Genomic DNA, 24,931 nt, shown 5'->3' on the forward strand with positions numbered 1-24,931 from the left:
TTCCATCGGACCGCCCCGACGTCCATCAGATCAAGTGCGAGCGGATGAAGGCCAGTTCGGCCTCGGTGACGAGCTCGTTCATGCCGTCCGGGGTCATGTGCGAGACGCCCGGGAGCGGGAGCACCGCGTGCGCGCGGCCGGCCGCGTGCAGGGCCTCGGAGAGCAGCAGGGTGTGCGAGGGGTGGACGTTGTCGTCGGCCAGGCCGTGGATCAGCAGCAGCGGGCGGGTGAGCGCGGGGGCGTCGTCGACCAGGCAGTCGGCGGCGTAGCCCTCGGGGTTCTCCTGGGGGAGGCCGAGGTAGCGCTCGGTGTAGGCGGTGTCGTACCGGCGGAAGTCGGTGGGCGGGGCGCCCGCCGCGGCGGCGTGGAAGACGTCCGGGCGGCGCAGCACCGCGAGGGCCGCGAAGTACCCGCCGTAGGACCAGCCGCGGACGCCGACCCGGGTCAGGTCGAGGTCGGGGTGGGTCTCGGCGAGCGCCTGGATCGCGGCCACCTGGTCCTCGATCGCGACCGCGGAGAAGCGCCGGAAGATCGCCTTCACGAAGGCGGGCGAGACGAACGGGGTGCCCCGGTTGTCGGTGGTGACCACGGCGAAGCCCTGGTCGGCCCACCACTGGCGGGCCTGCCAGCGGCGCGGCTCGTTGGCCACGGCCTGGTAGCCGGGGCCGCCGTAGACGTCGAGCAGCACCGGCAGGCGGGTGCCGGCCACGTGGTCGCGCGGGTAGACCACCGCGGTGGGCAGGCCCAGCTCGGTCACCCGGGCGAGCTTCGGGGTGACCACGTAGGGCAGCGCGGCCGCGCGGTCCGGGAGGTCGAACTCCTCGCCGGAGAAGTGCAGTCGGCGCCGGATGCCGGTGGGCGTGGCGTGGGTGAGGAGCAGGGTGTCGCCCGCGGCGAGGACGGAGTGCACGCCGGTGCCCTCGGTCAGCCGGGAGAGCGCGCCGCTGTCCGGGTCGAGCAGGAAGACGTGCTGGTCGGCCGGGTCGTCCTGGCCGGCCTCGATCAGCAGGCCGTCCCCGTGCTGCCCGATCACCCGGCGGACCTGGGTCCGCTCGTCGGTGAGGATCTTGCCGTCCAGGGCCACCGCGCGGGCCTCGCCGCCGGGGGTGTCGGCGGAGGTGAGCAGCCGCCCGTCGGACAGCCGGGCCGGGGTGCCGGGCAGGTCGTCCACCCAGAACTCGTCGACGGTGCGCGAGAGTTCGCGGGTCGCGCCGGTGGCCGGGTCGGCGCTGAGCAGCAGCACGTTCTGCTGGAGGCGGTCGGCCACGGTGAGCAGCAGCTCGCCGTCGCCCTCCCAGCCGGCCGCGCAGACGTACGGGTACGCCGCGCGGTCCCAGGCGACCTCGGTGCGGGTGCCGTCCAGGCCGAGCACCCAGAGCCGCAGGTCGACGTTGGGCCCGCCCGCCTGCGGGTAGGCGAAGCTCTCGGGGGCCCGCTCGGGGTGCGACGGGTCGGCGAACCAGCGCAGCGGGAGGGCGGATTCGTCGATCCGGGTGGCCAGCACGGCCCGGCCGTCGGGTGACCACCAGTGGCCCCGGGTGCGGCCGAGCTCCTCGGCGGCGGCGAACTCGGCGACGCCCCAGACGGCGCCGTCGGCCGGGCTGAGCGGCTCGGTGCGGTCGGTCAGGTGCAGCGCGCCGCCGGTCACGTACGCGACCACCGAGCCGTCGGCGTTCGGGCGGGGGTCGAAGGCCGGTCCGGCGACCGGGAGTTCGGTGGTCGAGCCGTCGGCCACGGCGGTGCGGAAGATCCGGCCGTCGAGGGCGAAGACGGCCTGGGCGAGGTCGGAGGTGGCGGTGAAGGAGCCGATGCCGGGGGCCCAGAGCCGGATCCGCTCGCGCAGGCGGCGCTCCAGCACGGGCAGGTCGGCGGGGGCGCCGGTGCGGCCGGGCAGCAGGACGGCGGGGTCGGCGACCAGGTGCTCCTGACGGGTGGTCAGGTCGAACAGCCAGAGTCGGTCCACCGGGTCCTCCGGGCCGGTGGAGCGGAGGAAGAGCAGCCGGGTGCCGTCGGCGGAGAAGCTGACCGCGCGCGGGGCGCCGTAGGTGAATCGGCCGGTGCGGGAGCTGAGGGCGAGGAACTGGTCGGTGTGCGTCACGGCCCGATGGTTGCCCCGGAGGGGGGATTTCGGCTAGAAGTATGCAGTGTGAAATGTCACACATCATCACTCGAGGGAGCCCCATGAGCGACGAACTGCCCCGCCAGATCCAGGGGGCGGCCTCGCTGTTCACCCTCGACCCGGCCGTGGCGCACCTCAACCACGGCTCGTACGGGGCGGTACCGCTACCCGTCCAGCGCGCCCAGGCCAAGCTGCGGGCCGAGCAGGAGCAGGACCCGGACGGCTGGTTCCTGGAGCTGCCCGACCGGATCGCCCGGGCCCGCGCCCGGGTGGCCACCGCCCTGAACGCCCGCCCCGACCGGATCTCGCTGGTCACCAACGTCACCGAGGGCGTGGCGGTGGTGCTCGACTCGATCCCGCTCGCCGAGGGGGACGAGGTGCTGGTCACCGACCACGGCTACGGCGTGGTCACCCGCGCCGCCGAACGCCGGGCCGACGAGAGCGGCGCCCGGGTCCGCACCGTCCGGCTCTCGGTCCACACCCCCGACCAGGAGGCCGTCCGCGAGCGGATCCTGGCGGCCGTGGACGAGCGCACCAAGGTCGCCGTGCTCGACCTGGTCACCTCGCCGACGGCCCGTCAGATCGCCGACCCGGTGCTGCTGGCGGAGCTGCGCGCCCGCGGCGTGATCACCGTGGTGGACGCCGCGCACGCGCCCGGCATGCTCCCGGTGGACCTCGGCGAGCAGGCCGGCGGCGCCGACTTCTGGGTCGGCAACCTGCACAAGTGGGCCTTCACCCCGCGGGCCGCCGCGGTGCTCGCGGTGGCGGGCGGCTGGCGCTCGCGGATCCGGCCGCTGATGTTCTCCTGGGAGCACGACCGCGGCTTCCCCGGCCGGGTGGAGTGGCGCGGCACCGCCGACTACACCCCCTGGCTGGCCGCGCCCACCGGCTTCGCCCTGCTCGACCAGCTCGGCGCCGAGCGGGTCCGCGCCCACAACGAGGCCCTCGCGGCGTACGGGCAGCGGCAGTTGGTGGAGCGCACCGGGCTGCGGGTCCTGCCCGGCCTGGCCGGCGCGGCGATGCGGGCCGTCCGGCTGCCCCCCGGCTGCGCGGAGAGCGACCACACCGCCAAGGCGCTGATGGTGGCGATCCGGCGGCGGTTGAACGCCCGGGTGGCGATCCGCCCGTGGTCCGGCGGCGGGGTGCTCCGGGTGAGCGCCCAGGTCTACAACCGCCCGGAGGAGTACCGGAACCTGGCGTCCGGTCTGGTGGAGCTGCTGGACGGCCGCTGAGCGGCTGCCCGTCGAGCCCTCGGGGGGAGCCCGAGCCGCGGTGGGAGGGGATCGTGGCCCCCTCCCACCGCCCCCGTCGGAGGCCCGCTGTGCGGCCGGGCCTCCGACGGGACACCGCGTGACCCGCCGTCAGTTCCCGGCCGCCCGCAGCTCGGCGAGCAGCGCGTCCCGGTCGGAGATCAGCTCGGTGAGGATGCGCCGGGCCGCCCGCATCAGGTCGGCCACGTCGCCGCCCGCCAGGGCGTAGACCACCGTGGGGCCCTCCCGGGTGGCGGTGACGATCCCCGCCCGTCGCAGCACGGCGAGCTGCTGGGAGAGGCTGGACGGCTCGATCTCCAGGTCGGCGAGCAGGTCGCGGACCGGGGTCGGCCCGGCCTGGAGGAGTTCCAGGACCCGGATGCGGACGGGGTGCCCGAGCATCCGGAAGAGCTCCGCCTTGGCCTGGTACAGCTGGACCGGCATGAGTCGTGACCCCCCTGGCGCACCGTCAGAGTTCCAGGCCTGCCTCGATCAGGCGCAGTTGGTGACGCGCCATCGCCATGTTGGCCCGGGCCCGGTTGAGGGCCAGGTAGAGGAAGAGGCCGCGCCCGTTGGGCATGGTGAGCGGGCGGATCAGGTGGTACTGGGTGGTGAGCGAGATCAGCATGTCCTCGATCTCGTTGTCGTGCAGGTTGAGCATCTGCATGGTGCGCATCTTGGCGCGGACCAGGTCGGTGTTGGCGGCGGCGGCCACGTTCAGGTCCAGGTCGCTGCTGCCGTCGCTCAGGGTGCCGAGCGCCATCCCGCTGTCGTAGTCGACCAGTGCCACACCGATCGCACCGTCGATGCTCATGGCGTCCTTGAGCGCGCTGTCGAGACTTGCCACGGTGCCCTCCCGCTGTCGGCGGGGGCCGCGCCCCTGTGGGCGGCCCCGGTGCACCGACTGTAGGAAGCGGACCCCGCGCCGCAGGCGCTCTGCCCGGAACCGACCGAAGAAGGACCGGGCCCGACCGGGTGTTGACGGGATGAAGGATTGTGCAACTGACAAGCTGATCCGAAGGTGATCGGCGGACGCCCCGGGACGCCCGCCGGAGCCGGGTCACCCGATCGAGGTGACCAGCCCGGCCGCCAGTCTCAGCGAGTCGTCCAACTGCCGCCGGGAGGCCCGCAGCAGCTCGCCGTTGTGCTCGATCAGGTCCCGCTGGTACGCGGACTCCACCGCGAACCAGATGCCGACCAGGTTGGTCTCGCGCTTGCAGGCCACGTCCGCGGTGGCCGCCGTGATCCCCTCGGGACCGGTGAACGCCTCGGGCCGCAGGCCGAGTTCGGGCTGCGGGCTGACCGGGTTCCCGGCCCGGTAGCCCTTGCCGGCCATGCACCTGGCCCAGGCCTCGCGGGCGGCGTCCACCCGGGCGTCCCGGCGGGAGCGGTCGTAGCCGTCGGCGTCCAGGTCCTGCACCTTGAGCGGGTCGGGCGCCCCGGCGGTCGGCACCCAGAGCTTGAGGTAGCCCTCCCGCACGCAGCCCCCCGGCGGCACCGGCAGCCCGTTCACCCGGCCCGCGCTGCGGCCGGACTTCTCCGCGTCCGCCTGGTTGGCCGGCAGCGAGGCCGGATCGGCGCCGTCCTCACCGCCGAGCACCAGCCGCTCGGTCGGGTCCATCGAGGGCTGCGGGGGCTTGGCCCGGCCCTCGGCGCCCAGCGTCCCGTAGCCGCTGCCGGCCGCCTCGGCCGGATCGGCCAGTCCGTACCGCCTGGTGTTGCCCGGCGCGCCGGCCGGCGGCAGCTCGGGCACCCGGTAGCGGAAGCCGTACCTGGCCATGCACTGGTCCGTCAGGATCCGCTGCGCCCGGTCGAGCCGGTCCAGCTCGCCCTCGCTCGGCAGGTACTCCTGGAGCGGCAGCCGCAGCGCTCCGGCGTCCGCCGGGGTCGGCACCGGGCCCGGGAGCGCGGGCCCGGTGCCGGGGGCGCTCCCCGTCCCGCCGTCGGAACAGCCCGCCAACAGCAGGACGGCGGCGGCGAGGGCGGCGGGCAGGACGGAGGAACGCAAGGGGGAGCTCCCGGAGGTGACGGCCCTGACGAGGGGTCAGTTGTAGTAGGCGGAGGAGATCTGGTGCCAGAAGGTGCTGGTGGCGTTGGAGGCCACGCCGGCGTTGATCCAGCCGTGCCGGCCGCCCCGGTAGACGTCGCTGTAGACGTGCCAGGTGTAGCTGTCCCGGTTCCAGTAGGACTCGTTCTGGTCGTTCACCGCGCCGCCGTAGCGGGGCCAGGCGAGCTGGGTGAAGTCCCCCCGCGAGAGGTAGAGGTCCAGCACCTCGTAGGTGGTGTTCGGCCCGCCGTAGATGGCGAACTCCCCGGGCTCGCTGACCCCGTCCAGTTCGGCCGCGCCGGCCGGGGCGGCCCCGGCCAGGACGAGGCAGGCGGCGGCGGTGAGCCCGGTCGCAAGGGTGGTCAGGCGGTGCAGGAGCCGTGGTCGCTGAGCCGGCATGGCTGGGGCCTCTCTGGAAGGGGGAACGGGACGCGGTACCCGGTGCCTGGTGCTGATGGGTAAGTGGAGCACTGCCGTGACTCCTTGCACAGGCGTGATTGCGCCACGTTGTCATGGCCCGCTCCGGCCCGGTACGCCCCGGTCCGGGCACCCGCCGCCCCCGCTCCCCGCCCCTCCCCGCTCCCGTCCGGGATCCCGCGAAAAGGGTGCTGTTGATGTCGGTCCTGGCGGGTAATGTCTGGCTGAGATGCACGATCACCACACCAACCGCACCCGCTGCGCCCCCGTCCGTGCCGAGGCCCTCCGCGCCCCGGCCGCGCGGGCCCCGCAGCCGCAGGCGTCGCCGTCTGCGCACCCGTCCCGCCCGGCCCTTCCCCGGCCCGGCATCCAGCAGTCCCACGGGAAGAAGAGGTGACGCCGATGAACAGCGCCGTGCCCGAGCGCCCCGAGAACCCGGCCGCTCCGGACACCGAGGAGCTCAGCCCCGCCGAGGCGTACGCCGCCTTCCGGCGCCGGGCCAAGGAGCAGGCCACCGTCCTGCACGGCTTCCGTCAGCTCTACGACTTCGAGCTGGACGACTTCCAGCTGGAGGCCTGCCGCTCGCTGGAGGCCGGCGAGGGCGTGCTGGTCGCCGCGCCGACCGGCTCCGGCAAGACCATCGTCGGCGAGTTCGCCGTCCACCTGGCCCTGCAGTCCGGCCGCAAGTGCTTCTACACCACGCCCATCAAGGCGCTCTCCAACCAGAAGTTCGGCGACCTGGTGAAGCGCTACGGGGCCGACAAGGTCGGCCTGCTGACCGGCGACAACAGCGTCAACGGCGACGCCCCGGTGGTCGTGATGACCACCGAGGTGCTGCGCAACATGCTCTACGCGGGCTCCTCCGCGCTGGACGGCCTCGGCTACGTGGTGATGGACGAGGTGCACTACCTCGCCGACCGCTTCCGCGGCGCGGTCTGGGAGGAGGTCATCATCCACCTCCCCGAGTCCGTGGTGCTGGCCTCGCTCTCCGCCACCGTCTCCAACGCCGAGGAGTTCGGCGACTGGCTGGACACCGTGCGCGGCGGCACCAAGGTGATCGTCTCCGAGCACCGTCCCGTGCCGCTCTGGCAGCACGTGATGGCCGGAAACCGCATGTACGACCTGTTCGCCGATCCGGACCGGGACGGCCGCCCCAAGGGTTCGCTCACCAACCCCGCCAAGGCGGTCAACCCCGAGCTGGTCCGCCTCTCCCGCTCCGAGGGCGACCGCAACCCGCGCGGCGACCGCTTCGGCCGCGGCCGCGGCCGCTCGATGCCCAACGGCCGCCCCAGCCGGGTCTGGACCCCGGGCCGGGTCGACGTCATCGACCGCCTCGACGCCGAGGGCCTGCTGCCCGCCATCACCTTCATCTTCAGCCGGGCCGGCTGCGAGGCCGCCGTCCAGCAGTGCCTCACCTCCGGCCTGCGGCTCAACCGCGAGGCCGACCGGGCCACCGTCCGCGAGATCGTCCAGGAGCGCTGCGCCGACATCCCGGACGAGGACCTGCACGTCCTGGGCTACTTCGAGTGGCTGGACGGGCTGGAGCGCGGCATCGCCGCCCACCACGCCGGGATGCTGCCCCGCTTCAAGGAGGTGGTCGAGGAGCTCTTCGTGAAGGGCCTGGTCAAGGCCGTCTTCGCGACCGAGACCCTCGCCCTGGGCATCAACATGCCCGCCCGCTCCGTGGTCCTGGAGAAGTTGGTCAAGTGGAACGGCGAGACCCACGCCGACATCACCCCCGGTGAGTACACCCAGCTCACCGGCCGGGCCGGCCGCCGCGGCATCGACGTCGAGGGCCACGCCGTCGTGCTCTGGCAGCGCGGCCTCGACCCGGAGGCGCTGGCCGGTCTGGCCGGCACCCGCACCTACCCGCTGCGCTCCTCCTTCCGCCCCTCCTACAACATGGCCGTCAACCTGGTCGGCCAGTTCGGGCGGCACCGCTCCCGGGAGCTGCTGGAGACCTCCTTCGCGCAGTTCCAGGCGGACCGCGCGGTGGTCGGCATCGCCCGCCAGGTGCAGAAGAACGAGGACGGGTTGGCGGGCTACCGCGAGTCGATGACCTGTCACCTCGGCGACTTCGAGGAGTACATGGGCCTGCGGCGGCAGCTGAAGGACCGTGAGAACGAACTCGCCCGCGAGGGCAGCGGCCAGCGCCGGGCCTCCGCCATCGAGGCCATCGAGGCCCTCAAGCCCGGCGACGTCATCCACGTCCCCACCGGCAAGTTCGCCGGGCTCGCCCTGGTCCTCGACCCGGGCCTGCCGCCGGTCTCCCGCTCGCCGCGCCACCAGCGCCACCCCGACTACCAGGACGGGCCGCGCCCGGTGGTGCTCACCGCCGAGCGGCAGGTCAAGCGGCTCGCGATGATCGACTTCCCGTACCCGGTGACCGCGGTCGACCGGCTGCGGATCCCCAAGTCCTTCAACCCGCGCAGCCCGCAGTCCCGCCGCGACCTGGCCTCCGCCCTGCGCACCAAGGCCGGCCACCTCGAGCCCGAGCGCTTCCGCAAGGGCCGGGCCGCCGCGGCCGACGACGCGGAGATCACCCGGCTGCGCACCGAGCTGCGCCAGCACCCGTGTCACGGCTGCTCCGACCGCGAGGACCACGCCCGCTGGTCCGAGCGCTACCACCGGCTCCAGCGCGACACCCAGGTGCTGGACCGCAAGATGCGCTCCCGTACCCACACCATCGCCCGCACCTTCGACCGCGTCTGCGGCCTGCTCACCGACCTCGGCTACCTCAGCGGGGACACCGTCACCGACGACGGCAAGCGCCTCGGCCGCCTCTACGGCGAGCTCGACCTGCTCGCCTCGGAGTGCATCCGCGAGGGCGTCTGGGCCGAGCTCGCCCCGGCCGAACTCGCCGCCTGCGCCTCGGCCCTGGTCTACGAGTCGCGCCAGTCCGACGACGCCGCCACCCCGCGGGTCCCGGAGGGCGCCGCCAAGGAGGCCCTCGCCAGCATGATCCGCATCTGGGGCCACCTCGACGCCCTGGAGGAGCAGCACCGCATCAACACCGCCGAGGGCGTCGGCCAGCGCGAACCCGACCTCGGCTTCGCCTGGGTCGCCTACCGCTGGTCCCTCGGCCACAACCTCGACCAGGTCCTCCGCGACGCCGACCTCCCGGCCGGCGACTTCGTCCGCTGGACCAAGCAGTTGATCGACGTCCTCAGCCAGATCCAGGACGCCGCGGGCGACGACACCAAGCTCCGCACCACCGCCCGCAAGGCCGTGGACAGCCTCCGCCGCGGCATCATCGCCTACAGCTCGGTCGGCTGACCGACAGCGCCGGCGCCCGTACCCGACTGACCGTCAGTCCGGGTACGGGCGCCGCCGTGTTCACGCACCCAGCGTCTCCACCAGGCGCTCCAGGGAGCTGCCGAGGCCCCAGCGGGCGCTGAGCTCCTCCAAGGCCATGGGGTCGAGGGGTTCGTGGGGGAGGGTGGAGTCGAAGGCCGGGAGCGGCACATCGGTGGCGACGCGGACGACGGTGGGGGCGCCGTCGAGGAGGTTCTTGCGGCGGGCGGGGGTGAGTTTGGAGACGGGGTCGGCGGCGGCGCGGATGCCGGCCAGGTCGCCGTACTCGCGGATGAGCTGGGCGGCTGTCTTCTCGCCGATGCCCTTGACGCCCGGCAGGCCGTCGCTCGGATCGCCGCGCAGGGCGGCCATGTCGGCGTACTCGGCGCCGGTGACGCCGTACTTCTCCACCAGGGCGGCCTCGTCGATCAGTTGGGCGTTGCCGACGCCCTTGACCGGGTAGACGACCTGGATGCCCCGGGCGTCGTCGACGAGCTGGAAGAGGTCGCGGTCGCCGGTTATTGACCTACTGTCAACTGTTGGACTGCTCAAGCGGATGTGAAGCTAACGCTGACGTACGTGCGTGTCGGCGATGACCCCTTTCCCCGTGATTTACAGAATCAGCGGGTCGACCGGTGGCCAGGGGTAGCCCAGTTGCTCGGCATCAATTGAACCTCCCCAGACTTCGGCGGTCCACCGGGCCGATCGGATCGCAGGTAGGGGCGGTAGTTGAACCACGGGTTTCGGCCTGCCAGCGCAGCGCGCCAGTCGAAAGCTCCACGGCTTCGATCCACATCTTGCTCGGGATCTCGGCAGCGATGAACACCCCGCCCGCTCCCGTTGACCTCAGCCGAACAGCGCCAATTGCCCGTCCTCCTCCGGGGCCTGGGCCAGCCCCGGTGCGTCCACCAGGTCAGGATCGGCCTCCGCGTCTGCGTCTTCTACCTCCGCAGCCTCGGCGATCACCGGAAGCACATATGCCTGGGCGAGGCCGGCCAGGTGCAAAGGCAGCGGGAGGGAGAGCGCGTCTTGGTAGTCGGGCGCTTGGCGGAGCTGGTGCATCGCCAGGGCTAGTGCCTCCGGTTGGTCGCCGGGGGTGTCAGCGCTCTCGCCGTCGATGTGGCAGGCGAGGACGGCGATCTCTACCAGCGCGGGGTTCCAGGCGGGCTTGTCGGCGTCGCTGGTCAGCTCTCCGGCGCGGGGGCCCCTGGTGAGCACTCGTGGGGCGAGGCGGTCGGCGCCCTTGGCGGCGGCGGTGAATTGGCTGGCCTTCTCAGTAGTGCTGTAGAAGACGCGCTGGTCCTTGCCCAGAGGCGACTGCTCCACCCACAGGCCTGCCGGGAGCCCGTTGACCCCGTCGGGGCTACCGGTGCCCCACCACTGTGGGGTCTCCCGGCCAGCAGCACCGCGTACCCGGACCAGCCGCAGGTCTGGGTCGAGGCTGCTGGCGGGGGCGTGGCCAGTGCGGATGAGGTCGGCGACAGCCTTGCCGTCCTGAAGCCAGGGCCAGTGCTGGCGACTGTTCTGGGAGTGGGTGATCAGTACGGTTGGGCGGTCGCGGAGTGAGAAGATCATCCGCTGGAGGAAGCGGGCGGTCTCGCCGCGTTGCCGGTCCATGTTCTTGTGCCAGCTCCACCGGGTCACCGGGGCTGGTCCAGCCGGGGCATTCAGGTTGGTCGTGTCGTCGTCGCGCTGGGCGGGCACGACCACAGCCCTTTCCGGCGTCCCGGCGAGTTCAACGGAGAGTTCTTCGGCCGGGTCCCAGCCTTCGCCGGGGATCTCGGCCTTCTTGACCAGCCCGACCAGGAAGGCCGGGTAGGGGATCCAGGCGAGCGCGTCGTCGTCCCAGCCCTGCACATGGGCGAGGCCGTTGCCGCCGGGGTCGGGGCAGACCCGGACCGCGACCGGCAGGTGCAACGGCAGCCTGGTGGGTCCGTCCTTGCGGCGCTTGACCATCCAGACGGCGGCGTAGTCCAGGCTCTCGGGCAGGTTTGCGCCGAGGGTGTGCTCGGGCAGCACCCGCACGCCGAGCTGGCGCAGGCCGTCCAGCCAGCCGGACCGCACCCGATGGTCCACGTTCTTGTCGGATTTGATCGCCCGCGCGGCCGAGGGCACCACTGCGAACTGGGTGAGCACTCCGGCGTCGGCGCAGCCGAGGCGGACGGCGAACTTGGGGTCGGTGAGGGAGGGCCGGAACGTGCTCGGGTGGGCGATCTCCACCAGGGCGAGGGTCGGTGTGGCCGGGTCCGCCCCGTCATCGGCGAGGCAGCCGCGCAGCCGCTCCCGCCGCCGGCGCACGGCGTCGGCGAGGGCTCTGCCCTTCGAGGCGGTCTTGGGACCGAAGACGAGGGCATCGGCGAGTCCGTCGGCGAGCGGCAGGCAGCGCAGGCGGACGGTCAGCTCGGGGCTGTCCCACTCCAACAGCACCGGCTTCCCGGGCACGGCGGCGTTGAAGGCGGCGTTCACGGCGTCGGGGTCGCGGTGGTCGGGTTGTGGCGCGCCGCCGTCGCCGTCTAGGCCGAGGATCTCGGCAAGGGCGTTGATCGCGGACTGGCGCAGTTCGGCGGTCTGCCACAGCAGCCTGGCTTCGACACAGGGCTTGCCCGTCGTCGCCGTATTGCCCGCCGGCCGTGCTGCTACGGCCAGCGCGCTGCGGCGGGCGTGCGCGACCCGCGTCTCTTCGGCCTTCTTGGCGGCGTTGCCGACAGGCTTGGGGCGGGCGTTGCCCGGCTTGTCGCCACCGGCTGTGCTGCGACTCAGCCCCGGCATGCGGACCAGCGCCTCGGGCAGGGCCTGCTCGGCCCACTCGGTGAGCTGGGAGCGCTGGTGTGACATAAGGCCGGCACCAATTCCGTGCGCGCCCATCGCGGTGCTGTGCACCACGGCCGCGCGCACACCTCCGCCTTCGCCCAGCCAGTCCTGCGGGGATCCGAGCAGCAACTCCGGCTCGGGGAACGGCTGGCGAAGTGCCAGGGCACGCAGGATGCCGGCCGGGTCATTGCCGACCCAGTCGCTCCCACCGACTGATCGGTCCCACTTCAGACGGGCGATCGCGTAGCGGTCGCTGAGCGGGGCCCCGGGCAGCCAGGGCATGCGCGGCAGCAGGTAGACGCTGGTCGCCCGCCGGAACGGCAGGTGCAGTCGGCCGGTGTCGGTGCGCGGGTGGGTGGCCCAGCGACGCACGCCGAAGTGCAGGTGCAGGCGGGGCCTGGGGTCGAAAGGGGTGGTGTGCAGGGAGACGTTGATGAGAACCGAGAACCACCAGTCCTTGCCCTTGATCTGACGTGGCAGGGGCTGGGACATGAGCTCGGCGCCCTGCTCGCGCGGCCCGCGCGGCACCGCGCGGAAGCGCAGCGAGCCCCCCTCGAAGGGGTAGGGGTCGAGCGCGGCGATGCGGCGTGCCAGTGCGTCCGTGGCCAGCTGGAACTGGCGGGCGGAGGGTGCGGCAGTGCCGCCTTCGGACTGCCCGCAGTCGAGCAGGTCGACGTCGGTCACCGACTGCCAGGCGGGAGGCTCGGTCTCCAACTCGGCCAGGGTGGTCAGCAGTTGCTTCTGGTAGGCAGGGGTGGCGAGGGCGTCCTTGGGGCCGAGGGTGCGCAGCCAGGCTGCCAGCAGCTGCTGGAACGTGCGGCCGGGCAGCGGGTCAGGGACGTCGTCGGGCACGTAGAGCCAGTAGTCGTCGGGGGCGGTGTCCAGGCTGCTACCGCTGGGCCGGGGGCGGACGATGAGGTCGGGCGCGAGGCTCTGCAGCACGCCGTCGAGTCTCCGGGTGGGCACGGTGCGCCGGCGTTCGCGCTGCTCCTCGTCCATGCTGTGCTGGTAGAGGGCGAGCAGGCTGCCGCGGATGTGCTCAGGGAAGGGCAGCGCCCGGTAGGAGGCGCTCCAGGGCTGTGCATGGGCGGCGCTTCGGTAGGCGGCGCGTTCGATGTTGCGGTAGGTGAATCCCATGACGGCTCCTCAGCGTGTGTCGGTTCGATGCGGATCATCGCTGTCCCGCTCGGGCAGCGGGCCGGTGTTCATGCGGCACAGAGCGTCGTAGAGCGGCTGGTACAGCATGCGGACCAGCGCGGGGTCGGCCGGGTCGGTGAACGCGGTGGGGTCGGCCTCGGAGGCGAAGTAGGGCGCGAGGACTTCGCGCAGCCTGGCAAGCAGGCCACTGTCGGTACGTCGGCGGCGCCGTCCGGGCCTGGTGGCGGACGACGCGTACAGCTCGGCATCCTGCTGTGGGGGCGGGGCCAGCGACTCAGCAAGCGCGGGGGCGAAGGCCGCGTCCACAAAGACAACGCGGGCTGGCACGCCACCGCGTACCAGGCGGCCGATGACCTGCCAGATCGTCACCAGCTGGTCCCAGGCGAAGGCTTGCTGCTCCGTCGGGGAGAGTCGGGACCAGATGTAGCGGCGGGTCAGCAGGCGACGCCACTCCGCACGGGCGATCCGGCGGAAGGTCAGGCCGGCTTGGCTGAGCGAGGATGCCTTGGTGACCAGGTTGCTGAAGGTGCCGGCCTCGGGGTGGGGGATCAGATCGCGGGTGAAGCGGGTCACCCAGTCGTTGACGGCGAGAACCGCCAGCGACAGGTCGTCGGGGCGCGGGTGTGGGCGGACGAGGAAGAACACCGTGCCGAAGGCGGCGACCCGCTCCTCATTGGGGGTGCGGGCGGTGCTGAGGATGTTGTGGCCGCGCTCGACCGCCAGCAGCGGCGCTACCAGCAGTTCAGCCTCCTCGTCCTCGGCGAAGGATGCCAGGTCGCCTCGGCGCAGCGGGCGCGCCTGGCGGTCAGCTCCGGGGCGCGGGTCCTCGCTCTGCTCCTCCAGCTCGGCGTCGTCCTTTACCAGCACCCGGACCCGGCCCTGCCAGCGTGGGATCTCCTCCAGGCGGGCAGCTACCGTGACGGCGTCACGGTAGCTGCCGACCAGCAGTAGCGCCCGGCGTCGCCTCGGATCGGAGATCTGGGCGAGTTCGCGTTCCAGCGGGCTGGGCGTCAGGAGGCGCTCGGACCTGGCCAGTTTCCCGATCAGCTCCCGCAGGATCTCGGCGCGCAGTTCCAGACGCTGACCGGAGAGGCTGATCGGTCGGCCGTCCCGGTGATACTGGAAGTCGGTGCGGAAGCTGGTCTGCCGGATCGCCTCCAGTGCCTTCTCGTTCGGCTTCAGTACGGCCTGCACCGGGGCTAGCACATGGGCGCGGGTGGAGGTGCCGGCCCAGCTGGTGCCGGACATCAGCAGGACCCGTGGCCCCGGTCGTGCCGCTGGGTCGGCGGGGTGGTCCAGGGGATCGCCAACGGGGCCCAACTCGGGTAGTGCGTGCAGCAGTTCGCGGCCGACCCCGGCACATCGGAAGAAGCGGAGCGTGCCCGTGTAGCGGCCCTCGGCCTCGGGTGTGCCGTCGGGCTCGTCGGGTAGGTACTGGAAGCCCAGCACATTGCCCATGGGTGACTCGGGCACCAGCGGAGCGTAGTCGAGCGGGGGACGCCGGGAGAGTTCGTTGTCGGCGGCGTCCAAGTGCAGTGCTGCCTCCACCTGCGGCCACAGGAAGGTGAGCCGGGACAGCCGCTGGTTCAGTGCGCCGAGGAGCAGCATGAACTCCAGACGCTGGGCGTTGCGTTCGAGCCAGTTCTCGGTCCCGCGGTCAGAGGTCTCCGGGGGAAAGGCCGGGTGGGGGAAGGCGGCTGAGGCGTCGCCGTCGAGCGCGGGGGCACCGGCGAGCAGACGGGCGAGCAGTGCACGGATGCGAGTCCGGGTCCGCTTCGGGTCAAGCCTGTGCAGCAGGTCGTGCGCGGCGCGGACCAGTTCGTCGGTGACGTCGCCGTAGGGTCCGAGGTCTCCGAGCGGGTCGTCGCGGAAGATGTCGAATACGTCGGTCACCTCGGTGCGGCGGGTGGCCCAAGGCGTCGGCGCCAGGTCGGCAGCAGCTGGCTGCGCGTCGTCGAGGTCCTCGGGAGCGTCGTCCTCCTCTTCGTAGAGTTCGGCCTCGTCGCGAACTGTCTCCGGTGGCGCGTCGGTCCAGCGTCGAGAGGGATACCAGTCCTCCAGCAGCTTCTCCTGGAGCGTCCACGGGCTGAAGTAGTCCAGGTCGGCCCACTCCCGGATCTCCCGGTCGCTGATGAGCGTCTCGTAGAGCCGGTCGGCCGCCGCGCTGACGACGGACAGGGCGGAGTTGAAGAGCGCGACGTCACGGTCCGAGAGCGGGATGCGGCCGGCCCGGGAGAGCTCGTCGATCTTCTGCGTGTGCAGCCGGTCAAGCCAGGACTCCGGACCGCGGATTACCAGGGTCGCCGTCGGCGCGAAGGCGTCGTCCAGGTTCATCTGCACCCGGTCGACCTCGTCGACGATCACGATGTCGCTGCGTAGGCAAGCCAGTTCCAGGTAGCGCAGCCGTTCCGCGTTCAGATGCCGCGGCACCGGGCTGTGAACCAGCGAGGCGGGGTTGGCCACCCAGATCAGTGCGTCCACCAGCTCTCGCGCGGCCCCGTGCCGCGGGCAGGCCCCCCAGATCGGGCAGCCGTGCCGTTCGCCGGACAGGTCGCGGCTGGGCCGGTCGGGGGCAGCGGCCGACGGACCCTGAGCACTCCCGTGGCGGAATCGCCCGACGGAGCGGCCCGTTTCGGCGTCGGAGTCCTGCTGCTTCCGGGCGGTGCCGACCGGGTACAGCGAGGTGCACGGTGCGTCGGCGTAGCGCAGTGGTTCGATGGCCTCCACCCCGCGCTGGGCGTCCAGCACGCAGACGGTGCTCAGGTCCGCGAAGCCGGGGTCGTCATGGAGCAGCAGCGGCAGTCCGGAGCGGCCGGCGATCCTGCGGTGCAACCGCTGCACATGCCGTTCGCGCATGCTGCCTCCGAGCACCGGTGCGGCGGCGAGCCCGAGGGCGCGGAAGACCTGGACGGTGTTCAGCTGCTCGGCGACGTCGCCGACGACGAGGGTGGTGCGTAGTCCTCGGCGTGCGCCCCAGACGGCGATCAGAGTCATCAGGGTGCTCTTGCCAGCACCCACCATGCCCACCAGGTGCACAAGGCGGTCCAGCCGCAGCGCGGTTGCCGCCTCGAAGCCCAGGCCGTCGGCGCTGCGGACGTCCAGCCGCAGGTCGGCCAGGCGGCGGGCCCAGTTGCCCCGCCGGGCAGCCGGTCGCCGTGCCTCGCGCTCATCCATCCAGTGGGCGGTCTCCGCGAGTTCGGCCAAGGGGACCTCCAGCGGGCCGAGGTGCGCCGGAGGCCGCAGCAGGTCGTGTCCGGGCGGTAGCGGCAGGACCAGCTCCGCCGGCAGCGTCACCTGGGCCTGGTGCCGCCGCTGGACGAACAACTGCTCGCCTTCACCAGCGATCCGCAGCGCCCGTTGGTCCAGGGCAGGCCGGTGCTCCAGGGCGTCGTCGTAGGCGTCGAAGCGGTCAGCGGCGACGAACAGTGGGGTGCGTACGGCGGCGACGCCGTCCTCGGGGACGCGGTACGCGCGCAGGCGCTCGGGCAGTCCACGGTAGGCGGCCAGGCTCTGTTCCCAGGTGCGGTGGCGGCGCAGTGTCCAGAGCAGGTGCCGGGCATTGGTGACCATCTGCTGCTCCTGCCCGGTCGGGGCCAGCCCGGACGCGGCGGCGAAAGGGTAGCCGCCGAGCAGCGGCCACACGCTGTCGGCGGGCAGCCCCGGGCTCAGGCGTTCTAGTAGCCGCAGCCCGAGTTCGACCTGGCACAGCAGCGCCGGTTTGACGTCCTCGTGCTCGGCGGGCCAGGGGCGCAGCGCCTCGGTCACGGGCTGGTACCAGGACTTGCGGTCACGCATTGGGGCCTCCGGGAGCGCCGGCGGCGGAGTCGCCGTCGAAGGGTTCGTCAGCACCTCGTGCGGGGCCGATCCGCGCGCGGGCGGAGCGGTCGCCGCGCAGCCGGGCCTGCGCTGCCTGAACCAGTTGTCGGTCGGTCAGCAGCCGGAGACCGGCCGCGTGGGTGGTTCGGTTCCCGGCGAAGACCTCCAGGTAGTCCGGTCGGGCCCGGACCCGGTAGTCCGGCACCACCCAGCACGCCTCGTCGTAGCCGGGCTCGGACCGGACCGGTGCCGCCTTACGGCCGAGCAGTCCGGGGTGCGCCCAGTCCTTCACATCGACCGCCCAGACGTATCCGTCGGGAAAGGTGATCCGCAGGTCGTAGGCGTCGAAGCCGGGCCACATCTCCACCGGCAGGTGCAGCGCATGCAGTCGCTGCTCCAGCTCGACCTCGGCCCGACCGGGGCCGGTGACGAACTGGCGCAGCGGTCGGGCGAGCTGGCAGACCTCGCCGACCTCGCCCGGGTCGAGTACCCGCCCGTGCGGAGCCGGCCCCCGGCTGCGGCACTGATCCCGCTCGCACCACCATCCACCGTCCACCAGAGGAGTGAGCAAGGTGAGGCAACGCCCGCAGGAGGTGTACACGCCGTCGCGGCGGTAGGCGGCGGGAGCAGGTTCGTAGATGTCATCCAACAGGGTGCGGACCGGCTCCAGGTAGAGATCGGTGGCCAGTTCGAACTGGTCGTGGCTGGTCAGTACGGGCCGCTCGACCAGCAGCCGGCGGAAAGCGGAGTAGCTCTGAGGTTGGCAGGCGTCCTGGCACAGCCGCATGGCCCGGTGTACGACCATGCGGTCGTACTGCGAGGCGGCAGTGTCCCGGCCCTGGGCCCACCACTCGTGGCACAGCTGGGTGGGCTTGCCGGAGTTGCGGTCGACCAGGAAGTCCTCCGGGCCGAACGCGTCGGACGGCAGGTCGAGCGGCCAGTCCTCCAGGGGCCGGGTTCGGCACCAGCGCAGGAGGTCGGGCAGGCTTGTCGGCGGGTCGATCCGTTCGCGCAGGCAGGCGAGGACGACGCGGTCGAGCGCGCGCTGCGCCTCCGGGTCGTAGGGGAGGCTGAAGGACTGCAGAGCCTCGGTGTCGGCGAGGCGGACGACGGCGGTGGCCAGGGTCCGCAGCAGCGGGACGTGGGAGTGGTCGAGCCAGTCGGCGGGCTCACGGGCTGACAGCATGGGGCTACCTGTCTTGTGCGGGGGCCTTGCGAGTGCCCTGCTCCAGGCGCTCGGTCGTGTACTCGCGGCCGGGGGTACACCAGCTGCGGACCTCGCAGCGGTGGCAGTGCTCTTCCGGGGCAGGTTCAAAGCCGGCGTCCCGCAGCAGCGGCTCGGCCAGCTCGGCCACGAGCTCGCGAGCCTCGGCGACAACCGCCGGGCGGGAGGGGTCGAGGACCTCCAGGACGCAGTCGTCGGCGTGCAGCAGCTCGAACTCCACCCGGGAGCGGTGCAGCTCGCCTTCCGGCACTCTGGCGTTCATCAGCAGCACGGCGAGAGCCAGCTGCGGGTACTGGCGCATCAGCGGCTTTCGCTCGTACAGCCGCGAGGAGGAGGTCTTCGTCTCGCGCCAGTACCAGGCGTCGCCGCGCGTGTAGAGCAGATCGGGTGTGGCCATGACCACCACGTCCAGCTCGGGGATATAGCTGGTCAGCTGGTGCGTTGGCTGCACCAAGTCGCGCGGGCCGCGGCTGCCCAGCGGGCAGAGGGCGTCATGCTGGGCCAGCATCGCCGCTGCCAGCATGGCCGCGTCGCCGGTCAGCCGGAACTCGTCGGCGCCCCAGTCCGCTGGGTCGGCCGGGCGAGGGGCCTCGCGGCAGGGGCGGGCGGGCTGCGCACGGTGCCGCAGCTCCAGCGCCTTGTCCACGAGACGGCCGCGGACAGTCGCGTCGGTCTCCGGCAGTAGGGCCTTGATGCCCAGCTGCCGGGTCAGGTGGTACTGGGCCGGACACGTCGTGTGGACCCGCAGGTCCCACGCGGACAGGCTGCGTCGGGGGCGAGGTGTCCCGCCCGGGGCCCCGCCCCACAGTCCAGAGGTCCGCGGCAGCTTGGCGCAGCCGCTGACGGCCTTGCAGGAGACGCAGCTCGTCCCCGGGCGGGCCTCGGTGCCAAGGCTGGCCCGGCGCAGCGCGGGGACCGCGTGCTCCAGGTACTGCTGCCTGGTCTCCTCCTGGTCCCAGTCGAGCAGGAGATGCGGCTCGCCCTCAGTGCAGCCGTAGGCGAAGATTCGCACTCGCTCCGGTCGGGGGCTCTGACGACCAGCCGGGGTGAAAGGCCCGTCCCACCTTGGTCGGGGACCCTCCTCGCCGGTGGCCAGGACGTATGCCGCGGCTGCGAGTTCGGCGGCCGGCCGGTCGGTCCTGCCGACGGTCTTGGACGGCAGCCAAAGGTCGCGGTAGCGGCCGTCCGGGGACTGGCAGCGCAGCCCCCAGGCGGTCTGCTCGAAGCGGCTGATGCCCCGGGCGTCAGGGACGTCGCCCCGGGTGGAGTAAGTCGCCACCCATTCCTTCCGTACGGCCGAGGTCCGCCGGGCGGCGATGCCGGGGAGGCGGCCGGACTCCACCGCTGCTCGGGCTGCTAGGAGGAGGGGCAGCGCCTCGACTGTCCACTCCAGCAGTCCGGGGTGAGCTGGACCGCCACGGCGGCCGAATCGGCCACGCGTGCGGTGAAGTTCGCCGACAACCCATTCAAAGGTCTTGTTGTCGTGTTCAATCAGGAGCGCAGCCTCAAGGAGAGGGGCGAAGGGGAAGTCGAGCAGCGGAGCGTAGCCACGGGGTCGGTCGGGGTGGGGGACGAGCAGCGGCCGCATCTTGACGCTCGTGGCGCGGGGGCAGTCCCGCTCGTCCTCGCGGATGTCGACACTGCTGATCCGCACGAGCTGGGCCTCCCCGCTGACTCCTGCCGGCACCTGCCATGTGTTCATTCGTTCTGCCCCCGTGTGCATGGGTCGGCTGCTGGAAGAGAGCGGTGCCACGCTAGGGTCGCATGGAGTTGTGAACTGAGTCAATGTACAAAGTTGGCGGGTTTCAAGTTGCGAGTATGATGCGGCACTACGACGGGAGAGTCGCCGAGGGTGGCAGGGAACAGGAGAACGGCAGTTGCGTGAGGGTGAGTTGGTGGGAAGCCGGTACAGGCTGGTGCTCTCGGTGGGGCACGGCGCCATGGCCCGGGTGTGGCGGGCCGAGGACTTGGTGACCGGTGGCTTCGTCGCCGTCAAGTTCCTCGAGCTGTCCGCAGACCAGCTGAGCGGGATGGACGAGGAGGAGGTACGCGAGACCTACCGCGTCGCCCGCCTTCGGTTCGCTCAAGAGGGCGAGCTCCTGAAGGAGATCACGCACCCGAGGGTGCCGAGGTGTCACGAGACCGGATCCCATGCCGGCGTGCCCTACATCGTGATGGACTTCATTGAGGGAGTGCCGCTCAATGTCTTCCTCCGCAAGCGCCGACCGCTGCTCCTGGAGCCTGCTGCAGCAGTCGCAGCCCAGGTCGCGGACGTTCTGCAATCCCTTCACACCGCCAGGCCCGGGCGTCCGCTGCTGCACCGGGATGTGAAGCCGTCGAACATCATGCTCGTCCAGGGCAGTGGCCTGGCGATGCTGCTGGACCTCGGGATCGCCAAGCCGCTGACGGCGGACGCCGCCAAGTACACCCAACAGGGGCAGTCCCTGGGCACGGTGGGCTACCAGTCGCCGGAACAGATCCTTGGCCTCGCCGTCACCTGTGCCTCGGACGTGTACGGGTTCGGCTGCGTGTGCTACGAACTGCTGACTGGGCGCCCGCCCTTCCTGGAGGAAGAGGGAAACCTGGCGGTGCAGCATCTGACGCAGGACCCGCTGCCGCTGGAGATCTTCGCGTCAGGCGTGCCTGAAGAACTGAGCGACCTCGTGCTTCGCATGCTGGCCAAGGATCCTGGCTTGCGTCCGGAGATGGCGGAGGTGCTCCGGGCATTCGACCGGTTCCGGCCGAAGCCGGGCGATCCGGCTCCACAGCCCCGACTGGACCCTGATCCTACGTTGCCGTTCCGCTGCCCCGGGCAACCCGAGCCGCCGGAGCAGCCCGCAGCCGTACTGGGGGAGTCCGGCGGCCAGGACGACGAACCGCAGTGGCTGTCCGTCCGGGGCGTGGAGCGGGACTGCGACCTTGCCCGGCGGGAGCTGGACAGTGGCGCTCCGGGTGAGGCGGTGCTCCGGCTGGCCACTATCACGCAGACCGCCCGCGGGCAGTGGGGGCCGCGACGGTCGCTGGTCCGCGAGGTCTGGCAGCTCGTGGCCGAGGGCCTTCGCCTGCGCGGAAGCGCCGTCGACGCCGCGCAGCACTACGAGCAGTTGGCGGCGGACTGGCAGGGGAGCGAGGTTCCCCAGGACCGTGCGGAGGTGCTGGTCTGGCGGCTGCGTGCCGCCGAGTGTCGACTCCCGGGGGCCGTCGCCTCCGCACTGCGCGAGGTCGGCGGGGCTGCAGTCGCTGCTCAGGATCTTCCGGTCGACCTGGTCAGAAGGGTGCGCACGGTCCGGGAGGCCGTCGAGGACGCCCTGTTCGACCTGGGGTACGCGGAGGAAGTCAGAGCCCTGCTCGACGGGGTGGACGGCGATCTCGATCGGTAGGGCGCTCGGGCTGTCGCATCAGTCCCGCCAGTCCTGCGGAAGCCGACCGGCCGCAAGGCCGTCGCTCAGTTCCTGCAGCAGTCCTGCGCCTACCTCGTGCAGCTCGTGCAGCGCAGCGTCGAGCCGGGACACCCGCCGGAACGCGGCACCGTAGCGCAGCTGCTCGTCGACCGGCAGCTGCAAGACCTGGAGCCTGCGGACGTCGACCCGGGCCGAGACTGACGCGTGGGTGCCCGCCTGGCGACCGTTCGCGGGAGCACGCAGGCAGCCGGCGAGGAAGTCGGGGTCGAGCAGCGCGGGCTCGGGCCGCAGGACGCAGAGCTGAGGGCCGAGGACCAGAGCGGGCCGAGTCTCCACCCAGGCGGAGAATGTCCGGGCCACTCCGGCCACCACCACGTCGCCGGGCCTGGCAATCACCAGGCCTGCTGCTGCGGCCTCGGCCGGGTCGAGCCAACCGCTTGGAGCTTCATGCATCAGCAGGTCGCCGATGGTGAGCACGGGGAGGCCGCCTGCCTCGGGTGTGCCTGGCCGGACGATGGGCTCGGCCGGCAGGTGGCCGGTGCGAAGCGTCAGGGCCCCGGCGCGCACCAGCTCTCCGACGGTGGTTGTGCCTGGGCCGGAGGACACGGACGGGTCCCGGTCGATCGCACGCAGCCCGCTCTTCGCCTGTGCCAGTTGTTCAAGGGCCCGGTCAAGGCCTGCCCAGGTGTGGGTGAGCGCCTGCTCGTACCCTGCGGACCGCACTGGTGTATGCCGTGCCGGCGTCAGATCGACCTCGTCGTCCAGCAGCTCGATCAGAGGAACGGCAGCGGCGCGGATCAAGGAGTGGGCGGCAGCGCCCTGGGCGGGATCGAGGCCCTGGGCAGTGGATTCGAGGGCATCAAGTATCTGCTCGCCCAGCCTCGGCCAGTTGATCGGCAAGGCTTTCCGCTCGGCCGGGTCCACTTTGCTTGCCGCGTCGACCATCAGCACGGAGGGGGCCGCAGCGGGGAAGTCGGTGGCGTCGACGGACTGGAGTACCCACAGGTGGAGGGAGACGCTGTACGGGGGGGCGGCCCCCGCCGGCAACGCGATCACCGCGCGCAACGCCCCGGCGCGGAGCAGCGCTCCCCGGATGCGCCGACCGGCCTTGCGTGAGGCGACCGCGGGCGGCAGAGCGAGGACGCCGGTGCCGCCGGGGGTGAGGCAGGAGAGCGCGTGCTGAACCCACGCCAGCTCTGGTTCGGTCCGCGGCGGCAGGCCGTACACCCAACGGCGGTCCGTGGCCAGCTCCTCGTGGCCCCAGTCCCGCTGGTTGAACGGCGGGTTGCAGAGCACGAGGTCGGCGGCAACGTCAGAATCCGGGCCCGAGCGCAGCGAGTCTCCGAGCCGCACAGATCCGGATACCCGCCCCTGGGAGAACGACAGGCGGGCATCTGCCAACGCGGCGAGCACCGGCTCGACCTCGGTGCCCGTCAGCACGACAGAACGCGGAGCCGGGTCCTGCCGCTGCGCGACCGCAGCTGTGGCAGCCAGGAGCCCGCCAGTGCCGCAGGCTGGGTCGTGAACGGTGATTGGGTCGGCGGTGGGCGTCGAACGGGCCAGGAACGCGAGCGAGGCCATCAGCTCGGCCAGCGGCACCGGGGTGGCGCTAATCTGCCGTACATTCGCCTCCAGCCAGCGTGTCAGCAGGAAGTCGAAAGTGCCCGGAAGACCTTCTCGGGCACCGAGTTCGACGGCTTCCGCAGTCAGGCTTCGGACGTTCTCGGGGAGATCGGCGAGGCTGATTCCGGCCGGTGTGTGCCTGTGCGCCATCCCGGCGACCGCCATCCCGGACAGGGTCCGGTCGCCGAGGGCGTCGAGCTTCGGCCACAGCCGCTCCCGGTCGCCGACCGCTCGGCCCTTGCCCTTGGTAAGCAGCCAGTTCTCGACTTCAGTGAGGGAGAACGTCGGGCTGGTGTCGGTGCCGCCGAGCGGTGCTGGGAAGCCCTCGTCGCGGCGGCGCCAGTTGCTGACTGCGGCTCGCCCCACTCCGGCGACCCGTGCGATCTGCGCCAGGGTGACGGGCACAGGGTTCTGCTCGTTCATTCATTTCCCCAAGGCTAGATGTGCGTGTGCGGCAATTACGTCTTCCGGCTCCGATCTGTAGAGCGGTTCCCGTTCAGCCTCCAGCAGCTTATCGCGTCATTGACTGAGTTCACAGAGATCGGGGCGGGTGCGGTGATCCACACGCCCCACGTCGCGGTGTACTCGCATCGCAGGAGGGCTGCCTCTGCTGAATCCCTGTTTGTCGAAGGCCGGTGGCCGTCTGCTTCGGGAGCCCCGTAGCTGGCGGTTGGCAGTCTGGTAGGAGCACTTGGGGATGGTGGCCGTGACGGTCCTGCGCCGCAGCCAGGCACGGAGCGCCTTCGAGGAGTAGGCCTAATGGGAGACGAAGGTCGGGGCGGCTCCTGGGAGGCCGGGCCGTTGCGCAGGTATCCGAATGTCACGCAGTCGTCTGGGCTTGGGCAAGGGTGTCGAGGAGGCGGGTGAGGGAGGCGCCGAGGCCCCAGCGGGCGCTGAGCTCCTCCAAGGCCATGGGGTCGAGGGGTTCGTGGGGGAGAGTGGAGTCGAAGGCCGGGAGCGGAGCGTCGGTGGCGACCCGGACGACGGTGGGGGCGACGTCGAGGTAGGCGGCGCCGTCGAGGAGGTTCTTGCGGCGGGCCGGGGTGAGCTTGGACATCGGGTCGGCGGCGGCGGCGCGGATGCCGGCCAGGTCGCCGTACTCGCGGATGAGCTGGGCGGCGGTCTTCTCGCCGATGCCCTTGACGCCCGGCAGGCCGTCGCTCGGATCGCCGCGCAGGGCGGCCATGTCGGCGTACTCGGCGCCGGTGACGCCGTACTTCTCCACCAGGGCGGCCTCGTCGATCAGTTGGGCGTTGCCGACGCCCTTGACCGGGTAGACGACCTGGATGCCCCGGGCGTCGTCGACGAGCTGGAAGAGGTCGCGGTCGCCGGTGACGATCTGGACGGGGCCGGTCGCCCGGGCCGTCAGGGTGCCGATCACGTCGTCGGCCTCGTAGCCGGGGGAGCCGAGGCGGGCGATGCCGAGGGCGTCGAGGACCTGCTCGATGACCGGGACCTGGGGGGCGAGGGTGTCGGGGACCTCCTCCTCGCCGTCCACGGCGGCCTCGGCGACCCGGTGGGTCTTGTACGTGGGGATCAGCTCGACCCGCCAGGCGGGGCGCCAGTCGGCGTCCATGCAGGCGACCAGCTGGTCGGGCCGGTGGTCCTGGACGAGGCGGGTGATGAAGTCGAGCAGGCCGCGCACGGCGTTCACCGGCTGCCCGTCGGGCGACTTGATGGACTCCGGCACGCCGAAGTAGGCACGGAAGTAGAGGCTCGCCGAGTCGAGCAGCATCAGCCTGGGTGCGGTCATGCCTCCGATCATGCCGC

The 24,931-nt window shown here is 72.0% G+C and carries 15 protein-coding genes and 1 pseudogene; 3 read left to right on the forward strand and 13 right to left on the reverse strand.

The genetic code is table 11. From position 1 onward, the window contains the following. Positions 1–25: 25 nt before the first annotated feature. Positions 26–2,098 (reverse strand): prolyl oligopeptidase family serine peptidase, encoded by a 2,073-nt coding sequence (locus ACWEPF_RS12355; RefSeq protein WP_452172533.1) that lies wholly within the window; start codon positions 2,096–2,098, stop codon positions 26–28. An 83-nt stretch (positions 2,099–2,181) separates the two neighbouring features. On the opposite strand from ACWEPF_RS12355, the gene ACWEPF_RS12360 reads away from it, so the two are divergent. Then, positions 2,182–3,351, forward strand: coding sequence for an aminotransferase class V-fold PLP-dependent enzyme (locus ACWEPF_RS12360; RefSeq protein WP_452172534.1), 1,170 nt, complete (start codon positions 2,182–2,184; stop codon positions 3,349–3,351). Positions 3,352–3,480: 129 nt separating this feature from the next. On the opposite strand, the gene ACWEPF_RS12365 is transcribed toward ACWEPF_RS12360, so the two are convergent. The 4 genes from ACWEPF_RS12365 to ACWEPF_RS12380 form a co-directional block, all read right to left on the reverse strand. Continuing rightward, entirely contained in the window at positions 3,481–3,813 is a 333-nt protein-coding gene (locus ACWEPF_RS12365) for an ArsR/SmtB family transcription factor (protein ID WP_345279529.1), read from the reverse strand. Between the two features lie 25 nt (positions 3,814–3,838). Next, the gene (locus ACWEPF_RS12370) at positions 3,839–4,183 is read right to left on the reverse strand and encodes a hypothetical protein (protein ID WP_380150385.1); all 345 of its coding nucleotides are present in this window, start codon (positions 4,181–4,183) and stop codon (positions 3,839–3,841) included. 246 nt (positions 4,184–4,429) lie between these two features. After that, positions 4,430–5,377, reverse strand: a complete 948-nt coding sequence (locus tag ACWEPF_RS12375; RefSeq protein ID WP_452172535.1) for a hypothetical protein — start codon at positions 5,375–5,377, stop codon at positions 4,430–4,432. Between the two features lie 36 nt (positions 5,378–5,413). Further along, positions 5,414–5,815: a peptidase inhibitor family I36 protein gene (locus tag ACWEPF_RS12380; RefSeq protein WP_345279524.1), complete on the reverse strand. Its 402-nt coding sequence runs from the start codon at positions 5,813–5,815 to the stop codon at positions 5,414–5,416. Positions 5,816–6,235: 420 nt separating this feature from the next. Here ACWEPF_RS12380 and ACWEPF_RS12385 point away from each other — a divergent pair, with 420 nt between their 5' ends. After that, on the forward strand, positions 6,236–9,109 hold the full coding sequence (locus ACWEPF_RS12385) for a DEAD/DEAH box helicase (RefSeq protein ID WP_345279522.1): 2,874 nt from the start codon (positions 6,236–6,238) through the stop codon (positions 9,107–9,109). Between the two features lie 60 nt (positions 9,110–9,169). Here the strand turns inward: ACWEPF_RS12385 and ACWEPF_RS12390 are convergent. The 6 genes and pseudogenes from ACWEPF_RS12390 to ACWEPF_RS12415 form a co-directional block, all read right to left on the reverse strand. After that, positions 9,170–9,649, reverse strand: a pseudogene (locus ACWEPF_RS12390) (5'-3' exonuclease); the annotation flags it as partial. A gap of 142 nt (positions 9,650–9,791) precedes the next feature. Continuing rightward, positions 9,792–9,953, reverse strand: coding sequence for a hypothetical protein (locus ACWEPF_RS12395; protein ID WP_452172536.1), 162 nt, complete (start codon positions 9,951–9,953; stop codon positions 9,792–9,794). A gap of 20 nt (positions 9,954–9,973) precedes the next feature. Then, positions 9,974–13,075: a pPIWI_RE module domain-containing protein gene (locus ACWEPF_RS12400; protein WP_452172537.1), complete on the reverse strand. Its 3,102-nt coding sequence runs from the start codon at positions 13,073–13,075 to the stop codon at positions 9,974–9,976. A 9-nt stretch (positions 13,076–13,084) separates the two neighbouring features. Further along, entirely contained in the window at positions 13,085–16,891 is a 3,807-nt protein-coding gene (locus ACWEPF_RS12405; protein ID WP_452172538.1) for a pPIWI_RE_Z domain-containing protein, read from the reverse strand. Then, positions 16,884–18,098, reverse strand: a complete 1,215-nt coding sequence (locus tag ACWEPF_RS12410; protein ID WP_452172539.1) for a pPIWI_RE_Y domain-containing protein — start codon at positions 18,096–18,098, stop codon at positions 16,884–16,886. The genes ACWEPF_RS12405 and ACWEPF_RS12410 overlap by 8 nt, the downstream gene beginning before the upstream one ends. 4 nt (positions 18,099–18,102) lie before the next feature. Then, positions 18,103–19,416, reverse strand: coding sequence for a PD-(D/E)XK nuclease family protein (locus ACWEPF_RS12415; protein ID WP_452172540.1), 1,314 nt, complete (start codon positions 19,414–19,416; stop codon positions 18,103–18,105). Positions 19,417–20,014: 598 nt separating this feature from the next. On the opposite strand from ACWEPF_RS12415, the gene ACWEPF_RS12420 reads away from it, so the two are divergent. Continuing rightward, the gene (locus tag ACWEPF_RS12420; RefSeq protein ID WP_452172541.1) at positions 20,015–21,517 is read left to right on the forward strand and encodes a protein kinase domain-containing protein; all 1,503 of its coding nucleotides are present in this window, start codon (positions 20,015–20,017) and stop codon (positions 21,515–21,517) included. Between the two features lie 18 nt (positions 21,518–21,535). On the opposite strand, the gene ACWEPF_RS12425 is transcribed toward ACWEPF_RS12420, so the two are convergent. Further along, a complete protein-coding gene (locus ACWEPF_RS12425; protein WP_452172542.1) occupies positions 21,536–23,584 on the reverse strand; it encodes an N-6 DNA methylase in 2,049 nt (682 codons plus the stop codon). A gap of 397 nt (positions 23,585–23,981) precedes the next feature. Continuing rightward, positions 23,982–24,914, reverse strand: coding sequence for a 5'-3' exonuclease (locus tag ACWEPF_RS12430; protein ID WP_452172543.1), 933 nt, complete (start codon positions 24,912–24,914; stop codon positions 23,982–23,984). Positions 24,915–24,931: the final 17 nt, after the last annotated feature.

The organism is Kitasatospora sp. NPDC004289 (assembly GCF_053602875.1).